This window comes from Phenylobacterium sp. (assembly GCF_030646615.1).
GTDB lineage: Bacteria > Pseudomonadota > Alphaproteobacteria > Caulobacterales > Caulobacteraceae > Phenylobacterium.
Genome location: NZ_JAUSLG010000023.1, coordinates 68,149 through 90,250, shown reverse-complemented (window position 1 = coordinate 90,250; position 22,102 = coordinate 68,149). Strand labels below are relative to the sequence as shown.

The 22,102-nt window shown below is 68.0% G+C and carries 21 protein-coding genes; 8 read left to right on the top strand and 13 right to left on the bottom strand.

The window, feature by feature from the left end; translation table 11 throughout:
- Window positions 1-30: 30 nt before the first annotated feature.
- The 7 genes from alr to Q7S93_RS03960 all read right to left on the bottom strand — a co-directional run bounded on the left by alr (window position 31) and on the right by Q7S93_RS03960 (window position 7,485).
- Window positions 31-1,149 (bottom strand): alanine racemase, encoded by a 1,119-nt coding sequence (gene alr, locus Q7S93_RS03990; RefSeq protein WP_304712331.1) that lies wholly within the window; start codon window positions 1,147-1,149, stop codon window positions 31-33.
- A 46-nt stretch (window positions 1,150-1,195) separates the two neighbouring features.
- Entirely contained in the window at window positions 1,196-2,656 is a 1,461-nt protein-coding gene (locus Q7S93_RS03985; protein WP_304712365.1) for a replicative DNA helicase, read from the bottom strand.
- A 179-nt stretch (window positions 2,657-2,835) separates the two neighbouring features.
- Window positions 2,836-5,253, bottom strand: coding sequence for a TonB-dependent receptor plug domain-containing protein (locus Q7S93_RS03980; RefSeq protein WP_304712328.1), 2,418 nt, complete (start codon window positions 5,251-5,253; stop codon window positions 2,836-2,838).
- A gap of 191 nt (window positions 5,254-5,444) precedes the next feature.
- Complete coding sequence (gene rplI, locus Q7S93_RS03975) at window positions 5,445-6,029, bottom strand: 50S ribosomal protein L9 (protein WP_304712326.1); 585 nt, start codon at window positions 6,027-6,029, stop codon at window positions 5,445-5,447.
- A gap of 12 nt (window positions 6,030-6,041) precedes the next feature.
- Window positions 6,042-6,311 carry a 30S ribosomal protein S18 gene (rpsR, locus tag Q7S93_RS03970; RefSeq protein WP_304712324.1) on the bottom strand — a complete coding sequence of 90 codons (270 nt, stop codon included), beginning with the start codon at window positions 6,309-6,311 and terminating at the stop codon, window positions 6,042-6,044.
- A gap of 17 nt (window positions 6,312-6,328) precedes the next feature.
- Window positions 6,329-6,736, bottom strand: a complete 408-nt coding sequence (rpsF, locus tag Q7S93_RS03965) for a 30S ribosomal protein S6 (protein ID WP_300578734.1) — start codon at window positions 6,734-6,736, stop codon at window positions 6,329-6,331.
- A gap of 185 nt (window positions 6,737-6,921) precedes the next feature.
- The gene (locus tag Q7S93_RS03960; RefSeq protein WP_304712322.1) at window positions 6,922-7,485 is read right to left on the bottom strand and encodes a peroxiredoxin; all 564 of its coding nucleotides are present in this window, start codon (window positions 7,483-7,485) and stop codon (window positions 6,922-6,924) included.
- Between the two features lie 164 nt (window positions 7,486-7,649).
- Between Q7S93_RS03960 and Q7S93_RS03955 the strand changes: the two genes are divergently transcribed.
- On the top strand, window positions 7,650-8,048 hold the full coding sequence (locus Q7S93_RS03955) for a hypothetical protein (protein WP_304712320.1): 399 nt from the start codon (window positions 7,650-7,652) through the stop codon (window positions 8,046-8,048).
- Window positions 8,049-8,054: 6 nt separating this feature from the next.
- On the opposite strand, the gene Q7S93_RS03950 is transcribed toward Q7S93_RS03955, so the two are convergent.
- On the bottom strand, window positions 8,055-8,699 hold the full coding sequence (locus Q7S93_RS03950; RefSeq protein WP_304712318.1) for a DsbA family protein: 645 nt from the start codon (window positions 8,697-8,699) through the stop codon (window positions 8,055-8,057).
- A 189-nt stretch (window positions 8,700-8,888) separates the two neighbouring features.
- Between Q7S93_RS03950 and fabD the strand changes: the two genes are divergently transcribed.
- From fabD to gmk, 7 genes are all read left to right on the top strand, one after another.
- Window positions 8,889-9,833 carry an ACP S-malonyltransferase gene (fabD, locus tag Q7S93_RS03945; RefSeq protein WP_304712317.1) on the top strand — a complete coding sequence of 315 codons (945 nt, stop codon included), beginning with the start codon at window positions 8,889-8,891 and terminating at the stop codon, window positions 9,831-9,833.
- Between the two features lie 26 nt (window positions 9,834-9,859).
- Window positions 9,860-10,600: a 3-oxoacyl-[acyl-carrier-protein] reductase gene (gene fabG, locus Q7S93_RS03940; protein WP_304712316.1), complete on the top strand. Its 741-nt coding sequence runs from the start codon at window positions 9,860-9,862 to the stop codon at window positions 10,598-10,600.
- A gap of 185 nt (window positions 10,601-10,785) precedes the next feature.
- Entirely contained in the window at window positions 10,786-11,025 is a 240-nt protein-coding gene (locus tag Q7S93_RS03935) for an acyl carrier protein (RefSeq protein ID WP_293318447.1), read from the top strand.
- Between the two features lie 111 nt (window positions 11,026-11,136).
- Complete coding sequence (gene fabF / locus Q7S93_RS03930) at window positions 11,137-12,432, top strand: beta-ketoacyl-ACP synthase II (protein WP_304712310.1); 1,296 nt, start codon at window positions 11,137-11,139, stop codon at window positions 12,430-12,432.
- A 4-nt stretch (window positions 12,433-12,436) separates the two neighbouring features.
- The gene (mltG, locus tag Q7S93_RS03925; RefSeq protein WP_304712308.1) at window positions 12,437-13,498 is read left to right on the top strand and encodes an endolytic transglycosylase MltG; all 1,062 of its coding nucleotides are present in this window, start codon (window positions 12,437-12,439) and stop codon (window positions 13,496-13,498) included.
- Between the two features lie 46 nt (window positions 13,499-13,544).
- Entirely contained in the window at window positions 13,545-14,429 is an 885-nt protein-coding gene (locus Q7S93_RS03920; RefSeq protein WP_304712306.1) for a YicC/YloC family endoribonuclease, read from the top strand.
- Between the two features lie 39 nt (window positions 14,430-14,468).
- The gene (gmk, locus tag Q7S93_RS03915) at window positions 14,469-15,110 is read left to right on the top strand and encodes a guanylate kinase (protein WP_304712304.1); all 642 of its coding nucleotides are present in this window, start codon (window positions 14,469-14,471) and stop codon (window positions 15,108-15,110) included.
- 29 nt (window positions 15,111-15,139) lie between these two features.
- On the opposite strand, the gene Q7S93_RS03910 is transcribed toward gmk, so the two are convergent.
- From Q7S93_RS03910 to Q7S93_RS03890, 5 genes are all read right to left on the bottom strand, one after another.
- Window positions 15,140-16,390, bottom strand: a complete 1,251-nt coding sequence (locus Q7S93_RS03910) for a mechanosensitive ion channel family protein (RefSeq protein WP_304712302.1) — start codon at window positions 16,388-16,390, stop codon at window positions 15,140-15,142.
- Window positions 16,391-16,533: 143 nt separating this feature from the next.
- Window positions 16,534-17,364: a 16S rRNA (adenine(1518)-N(6)/adenine(1519)-N(6))-dimethyltransferase RsmA gene (gene rsmA, locus Q7S93_RS03905; RefSeq protein ID WP_304712300.1), complete on the bottom strand. Its 831-nt coding sequence runs from the start codon at window positions 17,362-17,364 to the stop codon at window positions 16,534-16,536.
- Window positions 17,361-18,365 carry a 4-hydroxythreonine-4-phosphate dehydrogenase PdxA gene (gene pdxA, locus Q7S93_RS03900; protein WP_304712298.1) on the bottom strand — a complete coding sequence of 335 codons (1,005 nt, stop codon included), beginning with the start codon at window positions 18,363-18,365 and terminating at the stop codon, window positions 17,361-17,363. Before pdxA ends, rsmA begins: the two co-directional genes overlap by 4 nt.
- Complete coding sequence (locus Q7S93_RS03895; protein ID WP_304712297.1) at window positions 18,362-19,618, bottom strand: peptidylprolyl isomerase; 1,257 nt, start codon at window positions 19,616-19,618, stop codon at window positions 18,362-18,364. Before Q7S93_RS03895 ends, pdxA begins: the two co-directional genes overlap by 4 nt.
- 133 nt (window positions 19,619-19,751) lie before the next feature.
- A complete protein-coding gene (locus Q7S93_RS03890) occupies window positions 19,752-22,064 on the bottom strand; it encodes an LPS-assembly protein LptD (protein ID WP_304712295.1) in 2,313 nt (770 codons plus the stop codon).
- Window positions 22,065-22,102: the final 38 nt, after the last annotated feature.

The window sequence follows — 22,102 nt, the reverse complement described above, 5'->3', positions numbered from 1 at the left end:
AATTCGCCGCAGTCTAACCTGCGGGGCCGCTCAGCGCGCCGCCCAGACCGGTTCTGCGACCTTCTCGCCCACATAGAGTCGCTCGGCCCGGGGGCTGAGGCGCACCAGGCATTCGTGAGCGATGCTGCCCGCCGCGGCCGCCAGGTCGTCGAGCAGGGCGTTGGGGCCCAGCAGCTCGACCATCTCGCCCAGCTGCACATCGGCGTCGCCGAGATCGACCACCGTCAGATCCATGTCGACGATGTAGAGCCGGCGAAGGGCGCCGCCGACAAAGGCCTGGCCCTGCCGCCGGGCGGCGCGGATCACCCCGTCGGCATAGCCCGCCCCGACCACGGCCACCCGGGTGGCGCGGTCCACGGCGATGGTGTCCCCATAGCCGACCAGGTCGCCGGGATTGAGGTTGCGGATGTCGAGGACCGGCGCCTCCAGCCGCGCTACGGCCCGCAGGCGCGGGTCGAACCGCTCCCGGGGCCCGCCCCCATAGAGGCTGATGCCTGGCCGGACCAGGTCGAACCGATAGTCCGGCCCCAGGAAGGCGCCGGCCGAGGCGGCCAGGCTGGCCCGGGCCTCCGGGAACAGGGCGCGGACCTCATGGAAGGCGGCGAGCTGCTGGCGATTGCGGGGATGATCGGGCTCAGCGCCACAGCCCAGGTGGCTCATGACCAGGCCGATATCCAGGCCCCTCAGGCGGTCTGGAGACTGGGCGACCGCGGCGGCCTGCGCCACGGTGATCCCCTGGCGGTTCATGCCCGTGTCCACCTGCAGGGCGCAGGGCAGGGGCGCGCGGGCGCTGACGGCGAAGGCGCTGGCGGCGGACACCTGAGCCAGGCCGCTCAGCACCGGCGTCAGGCTGGCCGCCGCCAGCCGGGGTCCGGTTGCCGGGGTGAAGCCGTCCAGGACGAGGATGGTGGCGTGGCGGGCCCCCAGGGCGGCCCTCAGAGCCTCGCCCTCCGCCAGCCGGGCGACGAAGAAGGTGCGCGCCCCTTCGGCCCAGAGGCGTTGGGCCAGGGGGCCGGCGCCCAGACCATAGCCGTCGGCCTTGACCACGGGCGCGGTCTCCGCCCCGGCGGATTCGGCGGCGATCGTGTGGAAATTGTGGGCCAGGGCGTCGAGGTCGACGGTCAGCCGGGCGCGGGAGGACGGAGCCATTTCACCCCCATGAACCCGTGAGGCCCCGGGCGCAAGACCAGCGGCCTCAGTGGGGATCGTAGCGTCCGTCGCGGGCCAGATTGCCGAACTTGGTGAGGTCTTCGTTGAACGACAGTTTCACCGTGCCGATGGGGCCGTGGCGTTGTTTGCCGATGACGATCTCGGCCAGGCCTTTGACCGTATCCATCTGCTCCTGCCACTTGAAGTGCTCCTCGGTGCCTTCCCGAGGCTCGGTGCGGCTGAGGTAGTAGCTCTCCCGATAGATGAACATGACCATGTCGGCGTCCTGCTCGATGGAGCCGGATTCCCGAAGGTCCGAGAGCTGTGGCCGTTTGTCCTCGCGGTTCTCCACCTGGCGCGACAGCTGGGACAGGGCGATCACCGGCACTGACAGCTCCTTGGCCAGGGCCTTGAGGCCCTGGGTGATGGCGCTGACCTCCTGCACGCGGTTGTCACTGGAGCCTGCGCCCACCGTCACCAGCTGGAGGTAGTCGACCATGATCAGGTCCAGGCCCGAGGTGCGCTTCAGGCGCCGGGCGCGGGCGGTCAGCTTGGCCAGGCTAAGGCCGCCGGTGGCGTCGATATAGAGCGGCGCCTCCTGGATTTCGAGGGCCGCGTCACGGATGCGGCCGAACTCCATGGCGTCGATCTCGCCCTTCCGCAGCCGGTCGCCAGACACCCCCGAGGCCTCGGCCAGCAGGCGCATGGCCAGCTGCTCGGCCGACATTTCCAGGGAGAAGAAGGCCACGACGCCGCCGCTGACCGTCTTGCGGGTGCCGTCCGGTCGGGGCTCCCAGGCATAGTTTCGGGCCACGTCGAAGGCGATGTTACAGGCCAGCGAGGTCTTCCCCATGGAGGGACGGGCGGCCAGGATCACAAGGTCGGAGGGGTGCATGCCGCCGATCTTCTGATCGAGATCGATCAGGCCGGTGGAGAGGCCTGCGAGACCGCCGTCACGGGCGTGGGCCTCGGCGGCCATGGCCACGGCGCCATGCAGGGCGTCGGCGAAGGAGACGAAGCCTGAGCTGACCCCGCCGGTCTCGGCCAGGGCGTAGAGCTGTTGCTCGGCGGTTTCGATCTGGTCGCGGGCCGAGGTCTCGCCGTCGGCGGTTTGAGCGCCGGCGGCGATCTCCTGACCGATGCGGATCAGGTCCCGGCGCAGGGCCAGGTCATAGACGGCGCGGGCATAGTCCGGCGCATGGGTCGAGGGCGGCGCCCGGTCCACCAGGTCGGCCATATAGCGCAGGCCGCCGAGCTCCTCGAAGGCCGGGTCGCGGGCGAACTGCTCGGCGATCAGGATCGGCTCGGCCAGCTGCCCCTTGCGGATCGAGGTCTCGATGGCGGCGTACAGGCGGCCATGGAAGGGCTCGAAGAAGTGCCGCGCCTGCAGATGGTCGCCGAGCCGCTCGAAGACGGCGTTGTCATAGAGCAGCGCGCCCAGCAGGGCCTGTTCGGCCTCGATATTGGCCGGCGCGTGGGTGGGGGTGGGGGTGTCGTCCTGCGGCATGCGCAGGTCGAGAGCCGGAACGATCGCCATACCTTGCTGATAGCTTAAGGAGGGCCGGACGGCCCCCGACGAAACGTCGCGGTGCACAGGAAAACCGGTCCTGTGGACAAGCTGCGGGGGCGCCACGAAAAAGGGGGCGGACTTGCGCCCGCCCCCTCGTTTCGGACCGTCTGTTCAGACTACCAGCGCACGCTCATGCGGCCATAGACGAACCGGCCGTTGAAGCCGAACGGCGAGAAGGACGAGAACGGCGCAGCTCCCGTGGTGTTCAGGTTCGGCGGGATCTGGCGCGGATAGACGTCGAACAGATTGTCAGCCCCCAGCGCCAGGGTGACGCCCATGGGGAAGGTCCGGCGGGCCTCCAGATCGACGATGCCACGATTGCCGGTCTCGGTGTCGGCGCTGCCGTCGACCAGGGTGCCCGGCGACAGAACCGATCCGTAGAAGGTGGTGCGCACGGTCGCGCCCCAGTCGTTGAGGTTCCAGTCGCCCTGCAGGGTCAGCTTCTGCTTGGGCGTCCCTTCCTCGAACCGCAGCACGGCCTGGCGGCCGAACAGGCTGGTCGGGGTAGGCAGGATCGAGGTGCTGGTGGTCGGGGTCTTGGTGACCTCGAACTCGTTGATATTGCCAGCCGCCGTCAGGTCGAAGGTGCCGGCCTGCGGATCGACGATCCGGTAGCGGGCGACCACGTCGACGCCATTGGTTTCGGTATCGACCCCATTGATGAAGAAGCGCGCGGCCGTGGCGCCGAAGGGCGCCAGCAGGTCGGCGATGACCCGGGCGTTGGTGCCAGGCGCCGCCGTGGCCGAACCCTGGAAGGTCTCGCTGAGGACGATGCGGTCCTCGACCTCGATGCGATAGGCGTCGACGGTCAGTTCGAACGCGCCCTGACGATAGACCAGGCCCAGGGAGTAGTTGCGCGAGGTTTCCGGATCGAGGTCCTGGCCGCCCAGCGCCTGGCCGATCTGGCTCACCGACGGATAGGTGCCGGTCTCGAAGGGCACGCCGTTGATGTAGAGGATCGAGGTGGCCGTATAGAACTGCTGCTGCAGGCTGGGGGCGCGGAAGCCGGTCGAGGCCGCCCCGCGAAGGGCGAAGGCCGGCGTGAAGTCGTAGCGGGCCGACAGCTTGCCCGAGGTGTTGGAGCCGAAGTCCGAATAGTCCTCATAGCGCAGGGCGCCCGACGCCGAGAACTTCTCGGTCAGCTGGCCTTCCAGGTCGATATAGACGCCGACGGCGTCGCGATCGACATCCACCTCGTTGCTGGGGGTGAAGCCGGTGAAGCCGCGCGAGCCGAACGAGACAGTGGTGATCGGGCCACGGCTATAGGAGGCCGGCTCGCCCTGGTTGATCTCGAAGGTCTCGGTGCGGGCCTGCACGCCGAAGGCCACGTTCAGGGGCCCGGCCATGCCGACGTCCACGCCGCGGCTGAAGTCGGCCGAGACCACCGTCTGGCTGTATTCCAGGCCGCCGGCCTCGAACGAGGTCGGCGAGGCCGCCCCAAAGGACGGGTTGATGGTGTCGCGGACGCCGAAATTGATGTCGTTCTTGCCATAGGCGACGTTGAAGTCGGCGTTGAAGCCGGCGATCTCGCCGCGGACGCCCAGGGCCGCGCTCAGGTCGCTGGTGTCGGTGGCGAGCTTGGGCACATATCCGTTGGGATAGACCGACGGGACGTTCTGGTTGGCGTCGGTGGGCAGGCGATAGGTGGCGGCGCTGGAGGCGTCACGCTCCTGGACGCCGAACCAGCCATAGGCTTCCCAGACATCGTTCAGGGGCTTGCCGGCATTGGCGTAGAAGGAGATGTCCTCCACATCGGCGTCGCCGAAGCGCGAGGTGATGCGGTTGGGGCTCACCCGGGTGTCGATATCGCTGCGGTTGGTGTTCTCCCGGTCACGGTATTCCGCCGACAGGGTCAGGAAGCCGTCGGCGCCGAGGGGCAGGCCCTGCCAGCCGGACACCGTGGTGGTGGCGCCGTCGGAGATGTCGTCGTCGCGGCCGTAGAAGCCGTCGAACTGGGTCTTGTACTGGCCATAGGTCACCGACAGGCCGCCGCCGGAGGCGGCTTCACGCAGGCGCAGATTGATGACCCCGGCGATGGCGTCCGAACCGTACTGGGCCGCGGCGCCGTCGCGCAGGACTTCGATGCGCTCCAGGGCGGTGGAGGGGATGGCGTTCAGGTCCACGGCCGCCGAGCCGCGGCCGACAGAGCCGTTGGTGTTGAGCAGGGCGCTGACGTGGCGCCGCGTGCCGTTGACCAGCACCAGGGTCTGGTCAGGCCCCTGGCCGCGCAGGGTGGCCGGACGGACGGCGTCGGTGCCGTCGGTGTTGGACGGGCGCGGGAAGCTGATGGACGGCACGGTGCTGGCCAGGGCCGAGGCCAGCTCGGTGACGCCGCGCTGCTGCAGGCTCTGGCTGGTGACGACATCGACGGGCGCCAGGGTGTCCAGGCGGCTGCGGCCGGTGGTGCGGGTGCCGGTGACCACAAGCTCTTCAACCTGGGCGGCCGAGGCGGTGGGGGCGGTCTGGGCGATGGCGGCGGTTGAGGTCAGGCTGGCGGCCGAAACCGCGGCGAGAAGAAGTGTTCGATACTGCATGTGATCCCCGATGTTTTGGGGTGCGGTGACCGCCCCCAGGTCCTTGGTGGCCCTTGGGGACTTAGCTAGTGTGCTTGGCTCGCCAAAAGAATGACATATTTACAACAGATCGGCGCCATCTTGCGGGCAAAAGAAAAACGGCCCGGAGCGGGAAGCTCCGAGCCGTTGATCTCGCAGGCTTTTCAGGCCGATCAGGACTCGACGTAGTCGCCTTCGATCTGACCAGCGCCACCTTCCAGCAGATCGGCGGCGGCCTCTTCGGCGGCCGCGCGCTCTTCCTCGAACTGGGAGGTGATGATGTTCTCGCCGCGGGCCTGACGATCGGCCTCGTCCTGGCTGCGGGCGATGTTCATGGTCACCGTCACGACGACCTCGGCGTGCAGGCGGACCTTCACCTCGTGCATGCCGAGCGTCTTGATCGGCTTGTCGAGCACGACCATGGCGCGTTCGATCTTGCCGCCCTCGGCGTTGACGGCGTCAGCCACGTCACGGCCGGAGACCGAACCGTAGAGCTGACCGCTTTCGCCGGCCTGACGGATGAGCACATAGCTCTTGCCGTCCAGACCTTCGCCCGACTTGGCGGCGTCGGCGCGAGCCTCGGCGTTGCGGGCTTCGATCTGGGCGCGCTGGGCCTCGAACACCTTCATATTGGCGGTCGTGGCGCGCAGAGCCTTCTGGCGGGGCAGGAGGAAGTTACGGGCGTAACCGTCCTTGACGGTGACGACTTCGCCGAGGCCGCCACGGCCTTCGACGCGTTCAAGCAGAATGACCTTCATGATCCTGGTCCCTTACTTCACGACGTAGGGAAGAAGGGCGAGGAAGCGGGCGCGCTTGATGGCGCGGGCCAGTTCACGCTGCTTCTTGGCCGACACGGCGGTGATCCGCGACGGCACGATCTTGCCACGTTCGGACACGTAGCGCTGAAGCAGCTTCACATCCTTGTAGTCGATCTTCGGCGCGCCGGCTCCCGAGAACGGGCAAACCTTGCGGCGACGGAAGAAGGGGCGGCGGGGCGCGGCGGCGGCGGCCGGAGCGTCGGTATTGTTCGTATCAGTCATGATTCCAGATCCTCCCCTTAAGCGTCGTCGCGGCGCGGTTCGTCACGGCGGCCTTCGCCGTCGCGACGGGGGCCGTCTTCACGACGGGGCTCACGATCGCGGTCGCGACGGGCCAGAACCGGAGACAGCTCCAGGTCCAGTTCTTCGACGCGGACGGTCATGTAGCGCAGGACGTCTTCATTGAGGGAGAGCTGGCGCTCCATCTCCTTGACGGCCTCGGGCTTCGCATCGATGGCCAGCAGGGAATAGTGACCCTTGCGGTTCTTCTTGATGCGGTAGGTGAGGTTGCGGAGGCCCCAGTACTCGATCTTGGCCACGGCTCCGCCGGTTTCCTCGATCATCGCCTTGAGCTGGTCGTTCAGGGCTTCGGCCTGTTGCGGCGAAATATCCTGCCGCGAAATGACCACGTGTTCGTAAAGCGCCATTGTTCCTCTTCCGTTGGGAGGGCGGCGCGTCTGGGGCGGAAGTTCCGCAGACGCGATGGATCTCAGGCGCGGCGGTCGAGCTTATCCCGACCTGTTCGCGTTCCGGCTAGAGACCGCCATCCATGAAGAGGCGGGCTAGTACGCGAAATCCCCCCCAAGAGCAAGGGCTTGGGCGAAGCGCGGCCTCAGCGGGCGGCGCTCCTCCAGGCCTTCACCGCGCTCAGGGTCTCGGTGACGTGGTCGTTGGGCGACGACGCGCTGAAGGCGTGCAGCACCTTGCCGTCCGGAGCGATCACATAGGAGGTCCGGCTGGACCAGCCCGGACGCACCGCCAGGGTGGCGTCATACTGCTTGGCGATCTTGGCGCCGGGATCGCTGGCCACGGTGAATTTGCCGGCGCATTTCTCGGTGTCGGCGGAAAAGGCCTGAAGCCGGTCGAGATTGCCGGCGGTCACGCCGATGACGGTGGCGCCGTTCTTCCTGAACTCGTCCACGGCCTCGGCGAACAGCCGGGCTTCCAGGTTGCAGCCCGCGGTTTCGGCGGCGGGAAAGAAGTAGACGACGACAGGACCCTTGGCCCGGGCCTCGGCGAGCGAGAAGGCCGTGGGCTTGCCGGCCAGGAAGGCGGAGGCCTTGAAGTCGGGCGCGCGGGCGCCCGGGGCCAGGGCGGCCTGGGCTGGGGCCGCAAAGGCGGCGGCCAGGGCGACCGCGGGCAGGGTGGAGGCCAGAAGGCCTTGCAGGCGTGACATGGCGGGCTCCCGTGAACTTGCCCCCCGTTGTACGGCGGCGCCAAGCGCTTGTCTTCGCTGGGCGCGCCTCCGTGCGCCCTTAACCCCCCGGCAAATGAAAATTAATCAAGCCCATCTAAGTTGAGAGGGTCCGGACAGCTAAAATTCCGGCAGGGAGGAAGCGCATGTCTTCCGTAATGACGTCTTCGTACCGTCGGACCGTCTCCGACCATTTCGAACCGCAGGATGATAGCGATCCTGCCGCCCAGCGCCGGCTGCGTGGCCTGCTGGAACAGATCGACTACACCGCCTTCGCCTCCAATCGTGAGGTCGTGGCCCAGATGCTGGGGGGCGTCGATGTGGCCAAGTTCCAGCGCCTGGCGATCGCCGCAGCCCACGCCCGGGCCGCCTGGGTGGCCGAGGCGATGGCCTTGAGCCAGCGTTCCCACCTTCTGGGCCCTGCAGAAGTGGCGAGGCTCGCCCATCTGAGATCGGCCTTCGAGGAACTGACCGAAGCCTATGAGGCCATGCGGCGCATGGTCGAGCGTGGCTATCTCAACTGCGGGCCTGGGCCGACGACCTGACGTCGGTCAGTGCAGGGGGCGGCCGATCCAGTCGGCCAGGACGGGCAGCACCTGCTGGGCTGGCGCAAAACCACGGGTGACTGCGCCGTACTGTCCAGACTCGTCAGGGCCGCCCACCAGGGTCGGGAAGCCGGTGACGCCAGCCTTCTGTGAGATCGCATAGTCGGCCCAGGTCTCGTTGCGGGCGTTCTCGCTGCGCCAGTTGGCCTGGAAGGCGGCGATATCGGCGCCCGGAACGATCTCGGCCAGAATGTCGCTCAGCACCTGTTCCTGGGTCACATCGCGCCCCTCGCCATAGAAGGCGTGCTGGATGGCGCCCAGATAGTCCAGGGCCAGATCCGGCCGCTCACGGCGGATCACCACCACGGCCCGGGCGGCCGGGTCGGTGTCGTAGGTGAAGCCCGGCTGAGCCATGGCCTGATCGCTGAAACTCTGGCCGGAGGCTTCGGTCACATGGACCCAGTGGCTGCGGAGTTCGACCTTGGCCGCCTCGGTCATGGGCTCGGCGACCCCGGGACGCAGGCCGCCCATGACCAGGCGGATCGGCAGGGTCTCGCCGAAGGCCGCCCGGACCGCCGCGATCACCGGCCAGAACCCGTAGCACCACGAACACATGGGATCGGCGAAGTAGATCAGATGACGGTCGTCCACGGGCGGCTCCCGGCTGGCCTTTGGGGCGGAGAAGGTTGCGGAGTCTGACTCATCGGAGCGGCCGCGTCACCCCGGGGGCGAGGCCTCGCGCTTGCCGCCCTGGGACTAATCCCCTAACCCTCGCGGCTCGGAATCGACCAGAGCGCGCGCCGCCAGCCGGACGCCGCCTTGATAGGGAGCGCAAGTCTCATGAGCCTCGCCTTCATCTTCCCGGGCCAGGGCAGCCAGGCCATCGGCATGGGCGTCGACCTGGCCACCGCCTTCGCGCCGGCCCGCGAGGTTTTCCAGGAGGTCGACGACGCCCTGGGACAGAAGCTGTTCGCCCTGATGCGCGATGGCCCCGAAGGCGACCTGACCCTCACCGAGAACGCCCAGCCGGCCCTGATGGCGGTCAGCCTGGCGGTCACCCGGGTGCTCGAGCACGAGTTTGGCCTGGGCGTCGACAAGGCCGCCTTCGTGGCCGGCCATAGCCTCGGTGAATATTCCGCCCTGGCCGCCGCCGGCGCCATCAGCCTGGCCGACACCGCCCGCCTGCTGAAGCTGCGCGGCCAGGCCATGCAGCGGGCCGTGCCGGTGGGCGAGGGCGCCATGGCCTCCCTGATCGGGCCCAAGACCGATGTCGCCCTGGCCGAGGCCGCCGCCGCGGCCGGCGCCGAGGTGGGCGTCTGCGTCGTGGCCAACGACAATAACCAGGGCAATGTGGTGATCTCCGGCGCCAAGGCGGCCGTCGATCGCGCGGTCGAGAAGGCCAAGGAACTGGGCGCCCGCGCCATTCCGCTGAACGTGTCCGCGCCCTTCCATTGCCCCCTGATGCAGCCGGCCGCCGATGAGATGGCCGAGGCCCTGGCGGCCGCGACCATCGTCTCGCCCCGCGCCCCGCTGGTGGCCAATGTCACCGCCCGCCCGGTCCATGATCCGGAAGAGATCCGCCGCCTGCTGGTGGAGCAGGTGACCGGCCGGGTGCGCTGGCGCGAGAGCATCGCCTGGCTGGTGGAGACCGGCGGGGTGACCCGGTTCGCCGAGGCCGGCGCCGGCAAGGTGCTGTCAGGCATGGTCAAGCGCATCGCGCCGGACGCCGAGGCGACGCCGCTGAATGCGCCGGCCGACCTCGAAGCCTTCGCCAAGTCCCTCTGAGCCAAACCGCCGTGGAGGCGCCTTAGATGTTCGATCTTTCCGGAAAGACCGCCCTGGTGACCGGCGCCACGGGGGGTATCGGCGCCGCGCTCGCCCGCGCGCTGCACGCCCAGGGCGCTCATGTGACCCTGTCGGGGACCCGCGAGGCCGTGCTCGAAGAGTTGGCCGGCGACCTCAAGGAGCGGGTCAGCATCGCCTCGGCCAATCTGTCGGACGCAGCGTCCGTCGATGGGCTGGTGGCCAAGGCGGAGGCCGCCGCCGGCGCGCCCCTGGACATTCTGGTGGCCAATGCCGGCATCACCCGCGATGGGCTGCTGATGCGGATGAAGGATGAGGACTGGGACTCGGTGATCCGGGTGAACCTGGAGTCTTATTTCCGGCTCAGTCGCGCAGCTGTGAAGGGCATGATGAAGCGCCGCCATGGGCGAATCATCGGCATCACCTCGGTGGTCGGCGTGATGGGCAATCCCGGCCAGACCAACTATGCGGCCTCAAAAGCGGGGATGATCGGCTTTTCCAAGGCCCTCGCCCAGGAGGTCGCCAGCCGGGGAATCACCGTCAACTGCATCGCCCCGGGCTTCATCGAAAGCCCTATGACCGACGCCCTGAACGAGGCCCAGAAGGGCCAGATTCTCTCGACAATTCCGGCTGGCCGCCTGGGCACGGGCGACGAGATCGCCGCCTCCTGCGTCTATCTGGCCAGCGCCGAGGCCGCCTATGTCACCGGCCAGACCCTGCATGTGAATGGTGGCATGGCGATGATCTGAGGGTCGGTTTTCGGCGTCCGCTGCCCGCTGGCCTCGCTGGTGGGAACATGCTACGGCGCACGCCGATTGAGCCGGCCTGGACTGCCCGGGACCATATCAGAGGTCTCAAACCCAACACCGGCAACGGTTGACAAGCAGTCTCCCGTCGCGGATGCATCAGTTGAAATTAGAGGGACTAAAAGCGAATGTCCGACATTCTGGAACGCGTGCGCAAGATCGTCATCGAGCACCTCGACGCCGATCCCGAAAAGGTCACTGAGAAGGCCAGCTTCATCGACGACCTCGGCGCGGACAGCCTCGACAACGTCGAGCTGGTCATGGCCTTTGAAGAAGAATTCGATATCGAAATCCCGGACGACGCCGCCGAGCATATTCAGACGGTCGGCGACGCCGTGAAGTTCATTCAGGAACGTCTGGGCGCCTGACGCCTGGGCGTCTCGCCCTGAAGTACCGACAATGACCGCCGCGTCCCTTAGGCCCCTGCGCCAGAGAGGCGCGGCGGTTTTCGTTTAGGCGGCTGGGGAGTAGTAAACGCCATGTCGAACGCCAACACCCGCCGCGTCGTCGTGACCGGCCTTGGTCTTGTGACCCCGCTCGGTTCGGGCGTCGAGGTCACCTGGAAGGCGCTCCTGGCCGGCAAGTCCGGCGCCGGGAACATCACCACCTTCGACGCTAGCGACTATGCCTGCAACGTCGCCTGCGAAGTCCCCCGCGTCGATGGCCGCGGCGGCGGCGGCCCCGATGTGGAGGGCGCCTTCGATCCCGACGCCATCATGTCGTCCAAGGATCAGCGGCGGATCGACGACTTCATCCTCTACGCCATCGCTGCGGCTGACGAAGCCGTGCGCGACTCCGGATGGGCGCCGGAAGACGACGAGGGCCGCGAGCGGACCGGCGTCATCATCGGGTCGGGCATCGGCGGTCTGGCGACCATCGAAAAGACCAGCATCGAACTGCACGAGAAGGGTCCCCGCCGGGTCAGCCCGTTCTTCATTCCCTCCGCCCTGATCAACCTGGCCTCGGGCCAGGTCTCGATCCGCCATGGCTTCAAGGGGCCCAACCACTCGGTGGTGACGGCCTGCGCCACGGGCGCCCATGCGGTCGGCGACGCCGCGCGCCTGATCAAGTATGGCGACGCCGACGTGATGATCGCCGGCGGCGCCGAGGCGGCGATCTGCCCCGTGGGCATCGCCGGCTTCATCGCCTGCCGGGCCATGTCGACGGACTTCAACGACAACCCGACCAAGGCCAGCCGGCCCTACGACAAGGACCGCGACGGCTTCGTGATGGGCGAGGGCGCCGGCGTCCTGGTGCTGGAAGAGTATGAGCACGCCAAGGCCCGCGGCGCGAAGATCTATGCCGAGGTCGCCGGCTATGGCCTGGCCGGCGACGCCTATCACATCACCGCCCCGGCCGATGACGGCGACGGCGGTTTCCGCGCCATGCGGGCGGCCATCAAGGACGCCGGCATTTCCCCGGCCGACATCGACTATATCAACGCCCACGGCACCTCGACCCCGCTGGGGGACGAGATCGAGCTGGGGGCGGTGGAACGCATGCTGGGCAATGCGGCCTCACGGGTGACCATGTCGTCGACCAAGTCGGCGACAGGTCATCTTCTGGGGGCGGCCGGGGCTATCGAGGCGGCCTTCACCTGCCTGGCCATTCGCGACCAGATCGCGCCGCCGACCATCAACCTTGACAATCCCTCGGTGCAGACGCCCATCGACCTGGCCGCCAACAAGGCGCAGCCGCGGGAGATCAAGGTGGCCCTGTCCAACAGCTTCGGCTTCGGCGGCACCAACGCCTCCGTGGTGTTCAAGCAAGTCTGAGCTGATGGCCCGAAAGACCCGCGCCCGACCGGCCAAGACAGGCGCCGGGTCTTCGCCCCTGCGCCGCCTGATCGTGACGCTGACCAGCGCCGCCTTGACCCTGGTCCTGGTCCTGGCGCTGGCCGGCCTCTGGGCGCTGTGGATGTACCGCGGTCCCGGGCCCGAGGCGGCCGCGGAGACCACGACGGTGATGCTGCGCCGGGGGGCCGGCCTGCCGGAGATCGCCAGCACGCTCGAGACCTCCGGGGTCATCTCCTCGGCGCCGATCTTTCTCGCCGCCGCCCAGGCCACGGGCGCGGCGCGGGAGCTCAAGGCCGGTGAGTATGAGTTTCCCAACCGCGCCTCCATGGCCCGGGTCCTGGGCGATATCCGGGCCGGCAAGGTGGTTCGCCATTTCGTCACCGTGCCTGAGGGCATGACGTCTGAGATGGTCGTCGAGATTCTGGCCGAGAACCCCCTGCTGACCGGGGTGGCGCCGGCGCCGCCGGAGGGCGCGATCCTGCCCGAGACCTATCAGATCGAGCGGGGCGAGGACCGGGCCGCGGTCCTGCAACGGATGATGGACGCCCATGACGAGGTCCTGGCGCTCCTGTGGTCCAGGCGTCAGCCGGGCCTCCCGGTGCGGAGCCCTGAAGAGGCCGTGATCCTGGCGTCGGTGGTGGAAAAGGAGACGGGGGTGGCCAGCGAGCGGCCGCAGGTGGCCTCGGTGTTCGTCAACCGCCTGCGCCGCGGCATGCGCCTGGAGAGCGATCCGACCATCATCTATGGGCTGACCAAGGGCCGGCCGCTTGGGCGCGGCATCCGCATGTCGGAGCTGACCGGCGCCACGCCCTACAACACCTATATGATCGACGGCCTGCCCCCGACGCCGATCTGCAATCCCGGCCGGGCGGCCCTGGCCGCGGTGCTCGATCCGCCGCAGACCGATTATCTGTTCTTCGTCGCCGACGGCAGCGGCGGGCACGCCTTCGCCACGACCTATGAAGACCACCGCCGCAATGTCAGCCGCTGGCGGGAGCTGGAGCGCAATCGCGCGCCGGCGCCCCAGGTCGCGGCCGAGCCTTGAGGGCTCGATCCGACGACGCGACCGCTTCAAGGAAAGACAACGGATCATGCCGATTTCGGGGATGACGGGCTTTGGCCGGGCCGAGGGCGCCCAGGGCGACTGGAGCTGGGCGGTCGAGGCGCGCTCGGTCAACGGGCGCAATCTCGACGTCCGGTTCCGCGGGCCCCCCGGCTTCGATGGCCTGGAGCGGGCGGCGCGGGACGGGGCTCAGGCGCGGTTTCAGCGGGGCCAGGTGACCGTCGGCTTGCAGGGCAAGCGGGCCGAGGGCCAGGTCCAGGTGCGGATCAATCTCGACCAGGTGGAGCGCTATCTGGAGGCCACGGCCGCCCTGGTGGCCGCCGGTCGCGCGGCGCCGCCCAGCCTGGATGGCCTGTTGGCCCTGCGCGGCGTGATCGAGGCCGCCGAGCCCGACGCTGATCCCGAAGCCCAGGGGCGCCTGGAGCAGGCGATGGCCGCGTCGGTGGGGCAAGCCCTGGACGCCATGAAGGCCGCCCGGGACGCCGAGGGCCTGGCCCTCACCGGGGTGCTGATCGGCCTGACCGACAGGATCGCCCAGCTCACCGCCCAGGCCGGCGCCCTGGCCGGGGAGCAGCCGGCGGTGCTCAAGGCCCGGTTCGAGCGGCGGATGCGCGAGCTGATCGGCGATCCGGCCGGCCTTGAGGAACGCATCGTCCAGGAGGCCGCCGCCATGGCGGTGAAGGTCGATGTCCGCGAGGAGCTGGACCGCCTGGCCGGCCATGTGGACTCGGCCCGCGAGCTGCTGGCCGGCGATGGTCCGGTGGGGCGTCGGCTCGACTTCCTGACCCAGGAATTCATGCGAGAGGCCAATACGCTCTGCTCCAAGTCGGCCCTCGCCAACCTCACGGCGGTCGGCCTGGAGCTGAAGGCTGTGATCGAGCAGCTTCGCGAGCAGGTGCAGAATGTGGAATAGAGAGCGCGATCCCTCCGGCCGCGCACAGATCGAGTCCTGATGCCCTACAGCTCCATCCCCCGTCGCGGCCTCATGCTGCTGATTTCCAGCCCATCGGGGGCTGGCAAGACGTCCCTGTCGCGCCGTCTGGTCGCCGACCATCCGGACCTGAACCTGTCGATCTCAGCCACCACCCGCGATCCGCGGCCGGGCGAGGAGGATGGGCGCGAGTACCACTTCGTGGACCGGTCGGTCTTTGACGAGATGATCGCGCAGGACGCCTTCCTCGAATGGGCCAATGTCCATGAACATCGCTATGGGAGCCCTCGCGCACCGGTGATGGAGGCCCTGGGGATAGGCCAGGACGTGCTGTTCGACATTGACTGGCAAGGGGCGGCCCAGATCGCCGAGAAGGCCCCCGACGACGTGGTAAGGGTCTTCATCCTGCCTCCGAGCATGGCCGAGCTGTCGCGCCGGCTCCACGCCCGCGCCCAGGACCGGGAGGATGTCATCCAGCGCCGCCTGGGGCGGGCCTATGGGGAGATCGAGCGGGCGGTGGACTACGACTATGTCATCGTCAATGACGACTATGACCGGGCCTTCGCCGATCTGGCCCACATCTATCATGCCGAGCGCCAGAAGCGGGTGCGCAACCCAGGCCTGAAGACCTTCGTCCAGACCCTGCTGGACGAGCCCATCTAGGGCGCGGTCCCACAGGTGGGAACCCCGCTCTAGGATTCGAGCTGAGCCCTCATGCCCTCGGCCACGGCCCGCATGTCGCGGCCGGTCGGCGCCTGGAACAGCCGCAGGTCGAACTCCGGCAGGATGGCCAGGAAATGGTCGAACAGATCACTCTGGATCGCCTCATAGGCGTTCCAGTCCACCGTGTTGGCGAAGCAATAGACCTCGACCGGCAGGCCCTCAGGCGTGGGATCGAGTTGACGGACCATCAGGGTCTTCTCCTTGGCCACCCCAGGATGAACCTTCAGATAGGCGTCCATATAGGCCCGGAAGGTGCCGACATTGGTCAGGCGACGGGTGTTGACCGGATCGCGTCCCGACCGCACCAGAGACTCGTTCCAGGCCTCCAGCTCCTTGGCCTTGCCATCCAGATAGACGTCGAGAAGGGCGAAGCGGCGCAGGGCCTTGCGCTCGTCGGGCGTCAGGAAGCGGATGGCTGTCTGGTCCAGCAAGAGGGCGCGCTTGATCCGACGGCCGCCGGACTCCTGCATGCCACGCCAGTTGACGAAGGACTCGTTGATCAATCGCCAGGTGGGAATGGCGGTGATCGTCTTGTCGAAGTTCTGGACCTTCACCGTGTGCAGGGCCAGATCGATCACGTCGCCATTGGCGTTCAGCTGAGGCATCTCGATCCAGTCGCCGACCCGGATCATGTCGTTGCTGGTCAGCTGCACCGAGGCCACCAGCGACAGGATGGTGTCCTTGAACACCAGCAGCAGGACCGCGGCCATGGCGCCAAGGCCCGAGATCAGCAGCAGGGGCGAGCGATCGAGCAGGGTGGCCACCACCAGGATGGCGGCGGCGGCGTAGAGGATGATCTTGCCGACCTGGATATAGCCCTTGATGGGCCGTTGCCGGGCTTCGGGCCGCCGGGAATAGAGTTCGTTGGCCAGGTTGAGCGCCCCGGTGAGCGCCAGGATCACCGTCAGGATCATGAAGGCCGCCGCGACGTTCCGGACCACGGTCTCGGCTTCCGGCGGCAGGTTCGGAACCACCAGGACGCCCTGATAGATCACGATGGCCGGCGCCACATTGGCCAGACGGGCGATGACTTCGCGGAAGACGGTCTCGGACCTGTCTTTCAGCGACAGGCTGAGCGCGCGACGGACGATGCGCAGCAGAACATGTTGGGTCAGCCAGTTGACGATCACCGCCAGCAAGACCAGGACGCCGAGGCCCGCCAGGGTCTGGAGGTGCGGATAGTCGTTGAGGCTGTTCAGGGTCAGGTCGAGTTCGAACATGGCCCGGTCCTAGAGCATGATGCGATCAGACGGAACCGTCTGATCGTTGAATCATGCTCTAAACTCAAAGACTTGAGCGCGTTCCGACAACCGGTCGTAACGCGCTCTGGAGGACCCAGCCGGGCAGGGGCAAGGCTTGTGAGCTAGGGACGCTCAAGCAGCTTGCCCGCCAGGCCCAGAAACTCCTCCAGGGCCAGGGTTTCGGCGCGCCGTGAGGGATCGACGCCCGCGGCTTCGCAAAGCTCGGCGCCGCCCAGAACCTTGAGGCTGGAGCGCAGCATCTTGCGACGCTGACCGAAGGCCGCCTGGGTGATCTGTTCGAGGGCCGCCAGCAGGGACTCGGGCGGGCGGGTCTCATGGGGATCGAGGCGCACCACGGCGGAGTCCACCTTGGGCGGCGGGGTGAAGGCGCGGGCCGGCGCTTCCATCACGATCTTGGTCTTCGCCGTGGCCTGGGCGATGACGGCCAGGCGGCCATAGGCGTCGTCCCCGGGGCTGGCGACGATCCGTTCGGCGACCTCCTTCTGGAACATCAGGGTCATGGAGGCGGGCCGGTAGGCGCCTGTCAGCCATTTGATCAGCAGGGCGGTGCCCACATTGTAGGGCAGGTTGGCGACGATCGGCACGGATTGGTTGGCGGTGAGCTCCGCCTCATCAGCCTTGAGGGCGTCGGCCATGACGATCCGAAGTTTTCCTTCAGACACATCGGCGAGCTCATTGAGAAGTGGGAGGAATCTGGCGTCCTTCTCAATCACCGTCACCGCCGCGCCAGCCTCCAGCAGCGCCCGCGTCAGGCCCCCTGGACCTGGCCCAACCTCGATCACCTGAAGGCCTTCTAGCGGGCCGGCCAGGCGGGCGATCTTGCGGGTGATGTTGAGGTCGAGCAGGAAGTGCTGGCCCAGGCCCTTGTCGGCCATCAGGCCGTGGGCCTCGAGGCTCTGACGCAGGGGCGGCAGGTCTGTGAGCGCGCTCATAGCCGACGGTCAGCGATCTCTTTGGCCATCCGAATGGCGGCGATCATGCTGTCAGCGCGGGCCAGGCCGCGGCCGGCGATGTCGAAGGCGGTGCCGTGGTCGGGCGAGGTCCGAACGATGGGCAGGCCCAGGGTGATGTTCACCCCGCCCCAGAAGTCGAGCATCTTCACCGGGATCAGGGCCTGGTCGTGATAGAGGCAGAGCACCGCATCATACTTGGCCCGCGCCGCCTCGTGGAAGAGGCTGTCGGCGGGGCTGGGCCCCGTGGCCTCGACGCCCAGGTCGCGCAGGGCGCGCACCGCCGGTCCGACGATCTGGACCTCTTCGCGGCCAATCGTGCCATTCTCCCCGGCGTGGGGATTGAGTCCGGCCACCGCCAGGCGAGGGCGATCGATCCCGAAGTCGCGGCGCAGGGCCTGGGCCGTCACCAGGCCGGCATTGACGATCTTTTCCACGCTCAGCGCCGCCGGCACCTCGGCCAGGGGCTTGTGCACGGTGACGAGAGACACCCGCAGGCCTGGCGCCGCCAGCATCATGATCGGCCCCCGGGCCCCGTCATAGCGGTGGGCCAGGGTGAGTTCCCCAAGGAACTCGGTGTGGCCAGGGAAGGGAAAGCCGGCGCCGTAGAGACTTTCCTTGGCGATCGGCGCGGTCACCACCCCGCCGACCGCGCCCGACAGGGCCAGGCCCACGGCGGTCTCGATCCAGGAGATCACCGCCTTCGCCGCCCGTGGCGACGGGTTGCCGGCGACCACCGGCTCCAGCAGGGGAATGTCGATGACCGGAAGGGCCTGCCCGAAGACGCGGTTGGCGTCTTCCGCCGCGCTGACCTGGCGCACAAGGCCTGCTGTGCCCCCCGAGCCCGCAGCCACCTGACGAAGGTCTCCGACCACGACGAAGCTCGGCCCGGAATGCCGAAGGGCGCTCCAGGCCTTGAAGACAATCTCGGGGCCGATGCCGGCGGGGTCGCCGAGGCTTACGGCGAGAGGGCGGTTTTTCAACGGGTCTCGATGGTCGCGGAATTCCGAAGGTCGCGCATGTAACGCCGGGCGATCAGGCCCAGTTGCTGGAAGAACAGCCGGCGCTCCACAAGCTGGGCCGTGGGCTGGTCGGCGCCCGTGGCGCGCTTGCCACAGACCGCCACGATGTGCATGCCGGCCTCGGTGCGGATCGGCTCAGAGAGCTGGCCCACCTCAAGGGACTCAGCCGCAGCGCGGAAGGCCGGCGCCAGGTCACCGATCTCGGCCTCACCAAGGTCGCCTGCGACGACGCCCTCTTGGCCATTGGCCACGGTTTCCAGGTCACCGCAGCCGGATATCTGCGCGCGAAGCGCCATGAGACGCGCCCGCGTCGCCTCGACCACCGAGGGAGCGGAACCGGCCGGCAAGCCGATGGCGGCCTGCTTGAGGCTCACCAGCGTGGCGCCGGCGCCGGACCGCTTGTCCCGCAGATAGACGATGTAGACCCCATCGGTGACAGGAATCGGCTGGGAAAGTTGTCCCGGCCGCATCTGCTCCAGAGCCCGTTCGACCTCGGCCGGCATTTCGCCAGGGCCGATCCAGCCGGCGTCGCCGCCGGCTGCGGCGGTCGGGGCTGCGGAGAACTGCCGGGCCACGGCCTGGAAGGGCGCGCCCTGCTGCATCTGGCTGACCAGTTGTTCGCCGCCCCGAAGGGCGGTGTCCATGCCGCCGACCCGGGCGGCGTCGATGAAGACTTCGCTGACTTGGAACTGCGGACGCGACGCCTGGGCCGCCTGTTGGGCCAGCACGGCCTGCACCTGGTCGTCGCCAATCCGCAGGCGCGAGCCATAGCGGCCCTGGATCCAGCGCTGCCAGCTGGCCTGGGCGCGAAGCTGTTCGCGCAGGGAGGCCAGCACGCCCTGGCTCTGGAGCATGGAGGTGAACTGCGCGGGCGTCATTTCGTTGCCGGCGGCCATCTCGGCCAGTTCTTCGTCCACATCCTCGTTCGAGGCGATGATCGAGAACTTCTGCTCCCGCTCGACGCGCCGCAGTTCCTGGAACTGTAGGGCCTCGTCCACCAGGGAGATCAGGGCCTCCTGCTGGATCTGCGGCAGGGTCTGTTCGGTGGGTTGAACCCCTGTGGTGGCGATCAGCAGGCGCATCCGCTGCGCCAGGTCATAGGTCGAGATGATCTCGTCATTGACCACCGCAGCGGCGTACTCGGTCATGCCCTGAGGTTGAACCGGGGCGGCAGGCGCAGCCGTGGGGGCCTCGGCCTCGGAGGTTTGAGCCATCGCCACGCTGGAGGGAGCGGCGGCCACGAGAAGGGCCGCAAGGGCGACGCCGCAGGCCGCTCGGCCGCGGACTGAACGCGCAGAAAACATCGCTTGGGTCATTCCTTCGTGGCGGCTTGCAGCGCCGCTGGTCCTAGTTGGCATAGATAGGTTCGCCCAATGTGGCGAGGGTTAGGCGCACGGCGACCGACTCGCTGGGGCCCAGGCGACCGATGACGGTGTCCTCGCGACGATAGATGACTTCGATCCGCGTACATTCGTCCCGATAGACCACGCCGATGTCGCGCACCACCCAGGCGTCCTGCACCATGTCGCGGTTGCCATAGGCGGTAAGGCCCCAGTTCTTGGTCAGGAACACTTCGCCGCCCAGGTCGAGGTTCTCGCGCTTCACGCCATTGATGTCGAGGTCGTCCCACAGATAGCGGAAGAAGCCAGACCCCTGGGCCATGGCGAGATTGGCGCCGGTTTCGGCCCGGCGGACGTCCAGGCTCTCGCCGTCAAGGCGGGCGCGGCTGAAGACCGACAGGCCCCGGATCGGCTGGGCCTCGGCCGCGACAATCCAGTCGGACTCGGTGTCGCGAAGACCTGTGCGGCTGGAAAAGGCCTGCTCCTCGGAGTCCCGGAAGCTCCGGCCGATCAGCACGCTGGCGCGCCGGCCGTCGTCCCACAGCACGCTGGCGCGGCCCGCGACGCTGGCCCGCAGCCCGCCTTCCATCAGGTCGAAGCCCGGGAACTTGTCGGCCAGGAAAAGATTGGTCTCGTCGAACTCGAAGGCCAGGCTGTCTTCATCGAGATAGATCGGGTCGCCATTGGCGTCGACATCCACCTGGATCTGACTAGGCCGAGGGGATGCGGCGATCTGAACCAGAGGTTCAAGAACGACTGTTTTGTCATTGAATCGGCGATAGAATGGCCAGCTCAGATCGAGTCCGGCCGTCGCCATGCCGCGGGTTTCGGTCTTGCCGCCATAGTTTTCGGATGGGACGTCGCCCAGGCTGTAGGCGTCGGCCCGGAGGTTGATGAACGGCTGGACGCGCGCCCCCCCGGCCAGGGTGTAGCTGGCGCGCCAATCGGCCTGGCTAATCACCCGGCGGCTGTCCAGGCCCGGCAGGTTCACAAGGGTGGTGCTGGCCGGCGAGCGGTCGCGCTCCAGGGCGACGGCGTCCAGCTGGAGCTTCACCCGACCGCCGGCCAGCCGGAGATCTGGGGACCAACGGCCTTCAATCACCGGGGCAACGCTGGGGAAGGTGGCGTCATCGTCGCCGGGGCGCAGACCTTGGATATCCAGGGCGGCCGCGGACAAGTAGGAATTATCGTCCTGGCGGATCGCATAGAGCTGGGAGATCAGCCGGCGGTCATCGGCGATATAGGGGCCGCGGGACTGGAAGACGTCGCCGATCTCGTACTTGTCGAACAGCAGGTCCTCAGACGCCCGTTCGGCGGTGAAGCCCCACTCCCAGTTCTGGTCGATGGCGAAGGCGCCGCGGGCCAGGATGTAGCTGCGCGACGTCCGGTCGCCAAACCGGCCGCTGCTGTCGAAATCCTGGGCGTAGGTGTAGCCCCCGCGCACATCGATCTCGCCGGAATAGAAGCGCTTCCGATAGCGGGCGTTGAGGAAGGGCGCGACCTTGGTGTTGATCTGCGGGCTGACGGTCAGGTCGGACGAGGGCGACAGGACGAACAGATAGGGCTGCTCATAGGACAGGCCCCGCCGGTCGGAGGCGGAAATGTCCGGGGTCAGGAGCCCTGATTTGCGCTCGGCGGTCGGGTCAGGGTGCCAGAAGAGCGGCAGATAGAGCACCGGCGCGCCGAACAGGCGGAACACCGCGCCGCGATAATAGACCAGCTGGCGCTCGCGATCCTGGACCACCTTGTCGGCCTGGATCGACCAGGTCGGGGTCTTGTCTGTGTTGTCGGCGCAGATGTCGCAAGGCGTGTAGATCGCCCGGTTCAGCTCGTTGACATTCTCGTTGCGCCGGACCGCGCTGGCCGCCGCCAGCTTGACGTTCATGGGCAGCCGCGCGGAGAAGCCCCGGGCGACGCCGGCCTTCATCTCGTCGTCCAGCACGATCTCGCGGGCGAACTCCACACTGCCGTCGGGATTGAAGATCTCGACATTGGAGGCTTCCAGGACGCCCTGGGCCTCGTCATAGACCAGGGCGTCGGCGCGCAGATTGCGGCCGTCGTAGCGGGCTTCGACCTCGCCGGTCGCGGTCGTCCGCTCCCGGGAATCGTCGCGGACCATGGAGTCGGCCTCCATATAGATGGACCCCGGCAGCAGGCCGTCGGCGCCGCGCACAGGCGCCTCAGTGGCCGTCGCGTCGGCAAGGGGCTCGTCCGCCGTCTGGGCGGCTGCGGCGCCGGCGCACAGGCTGGCCACCGCCGCCCCGGCCAGGAGGCTGCGCTTGACCGAGGCGAGCGATACGCGCCGAGGTGACGTCTTCAAGCGTGAATCCCTTCTTGCCGCGCCCAGTGCGCAGGGAA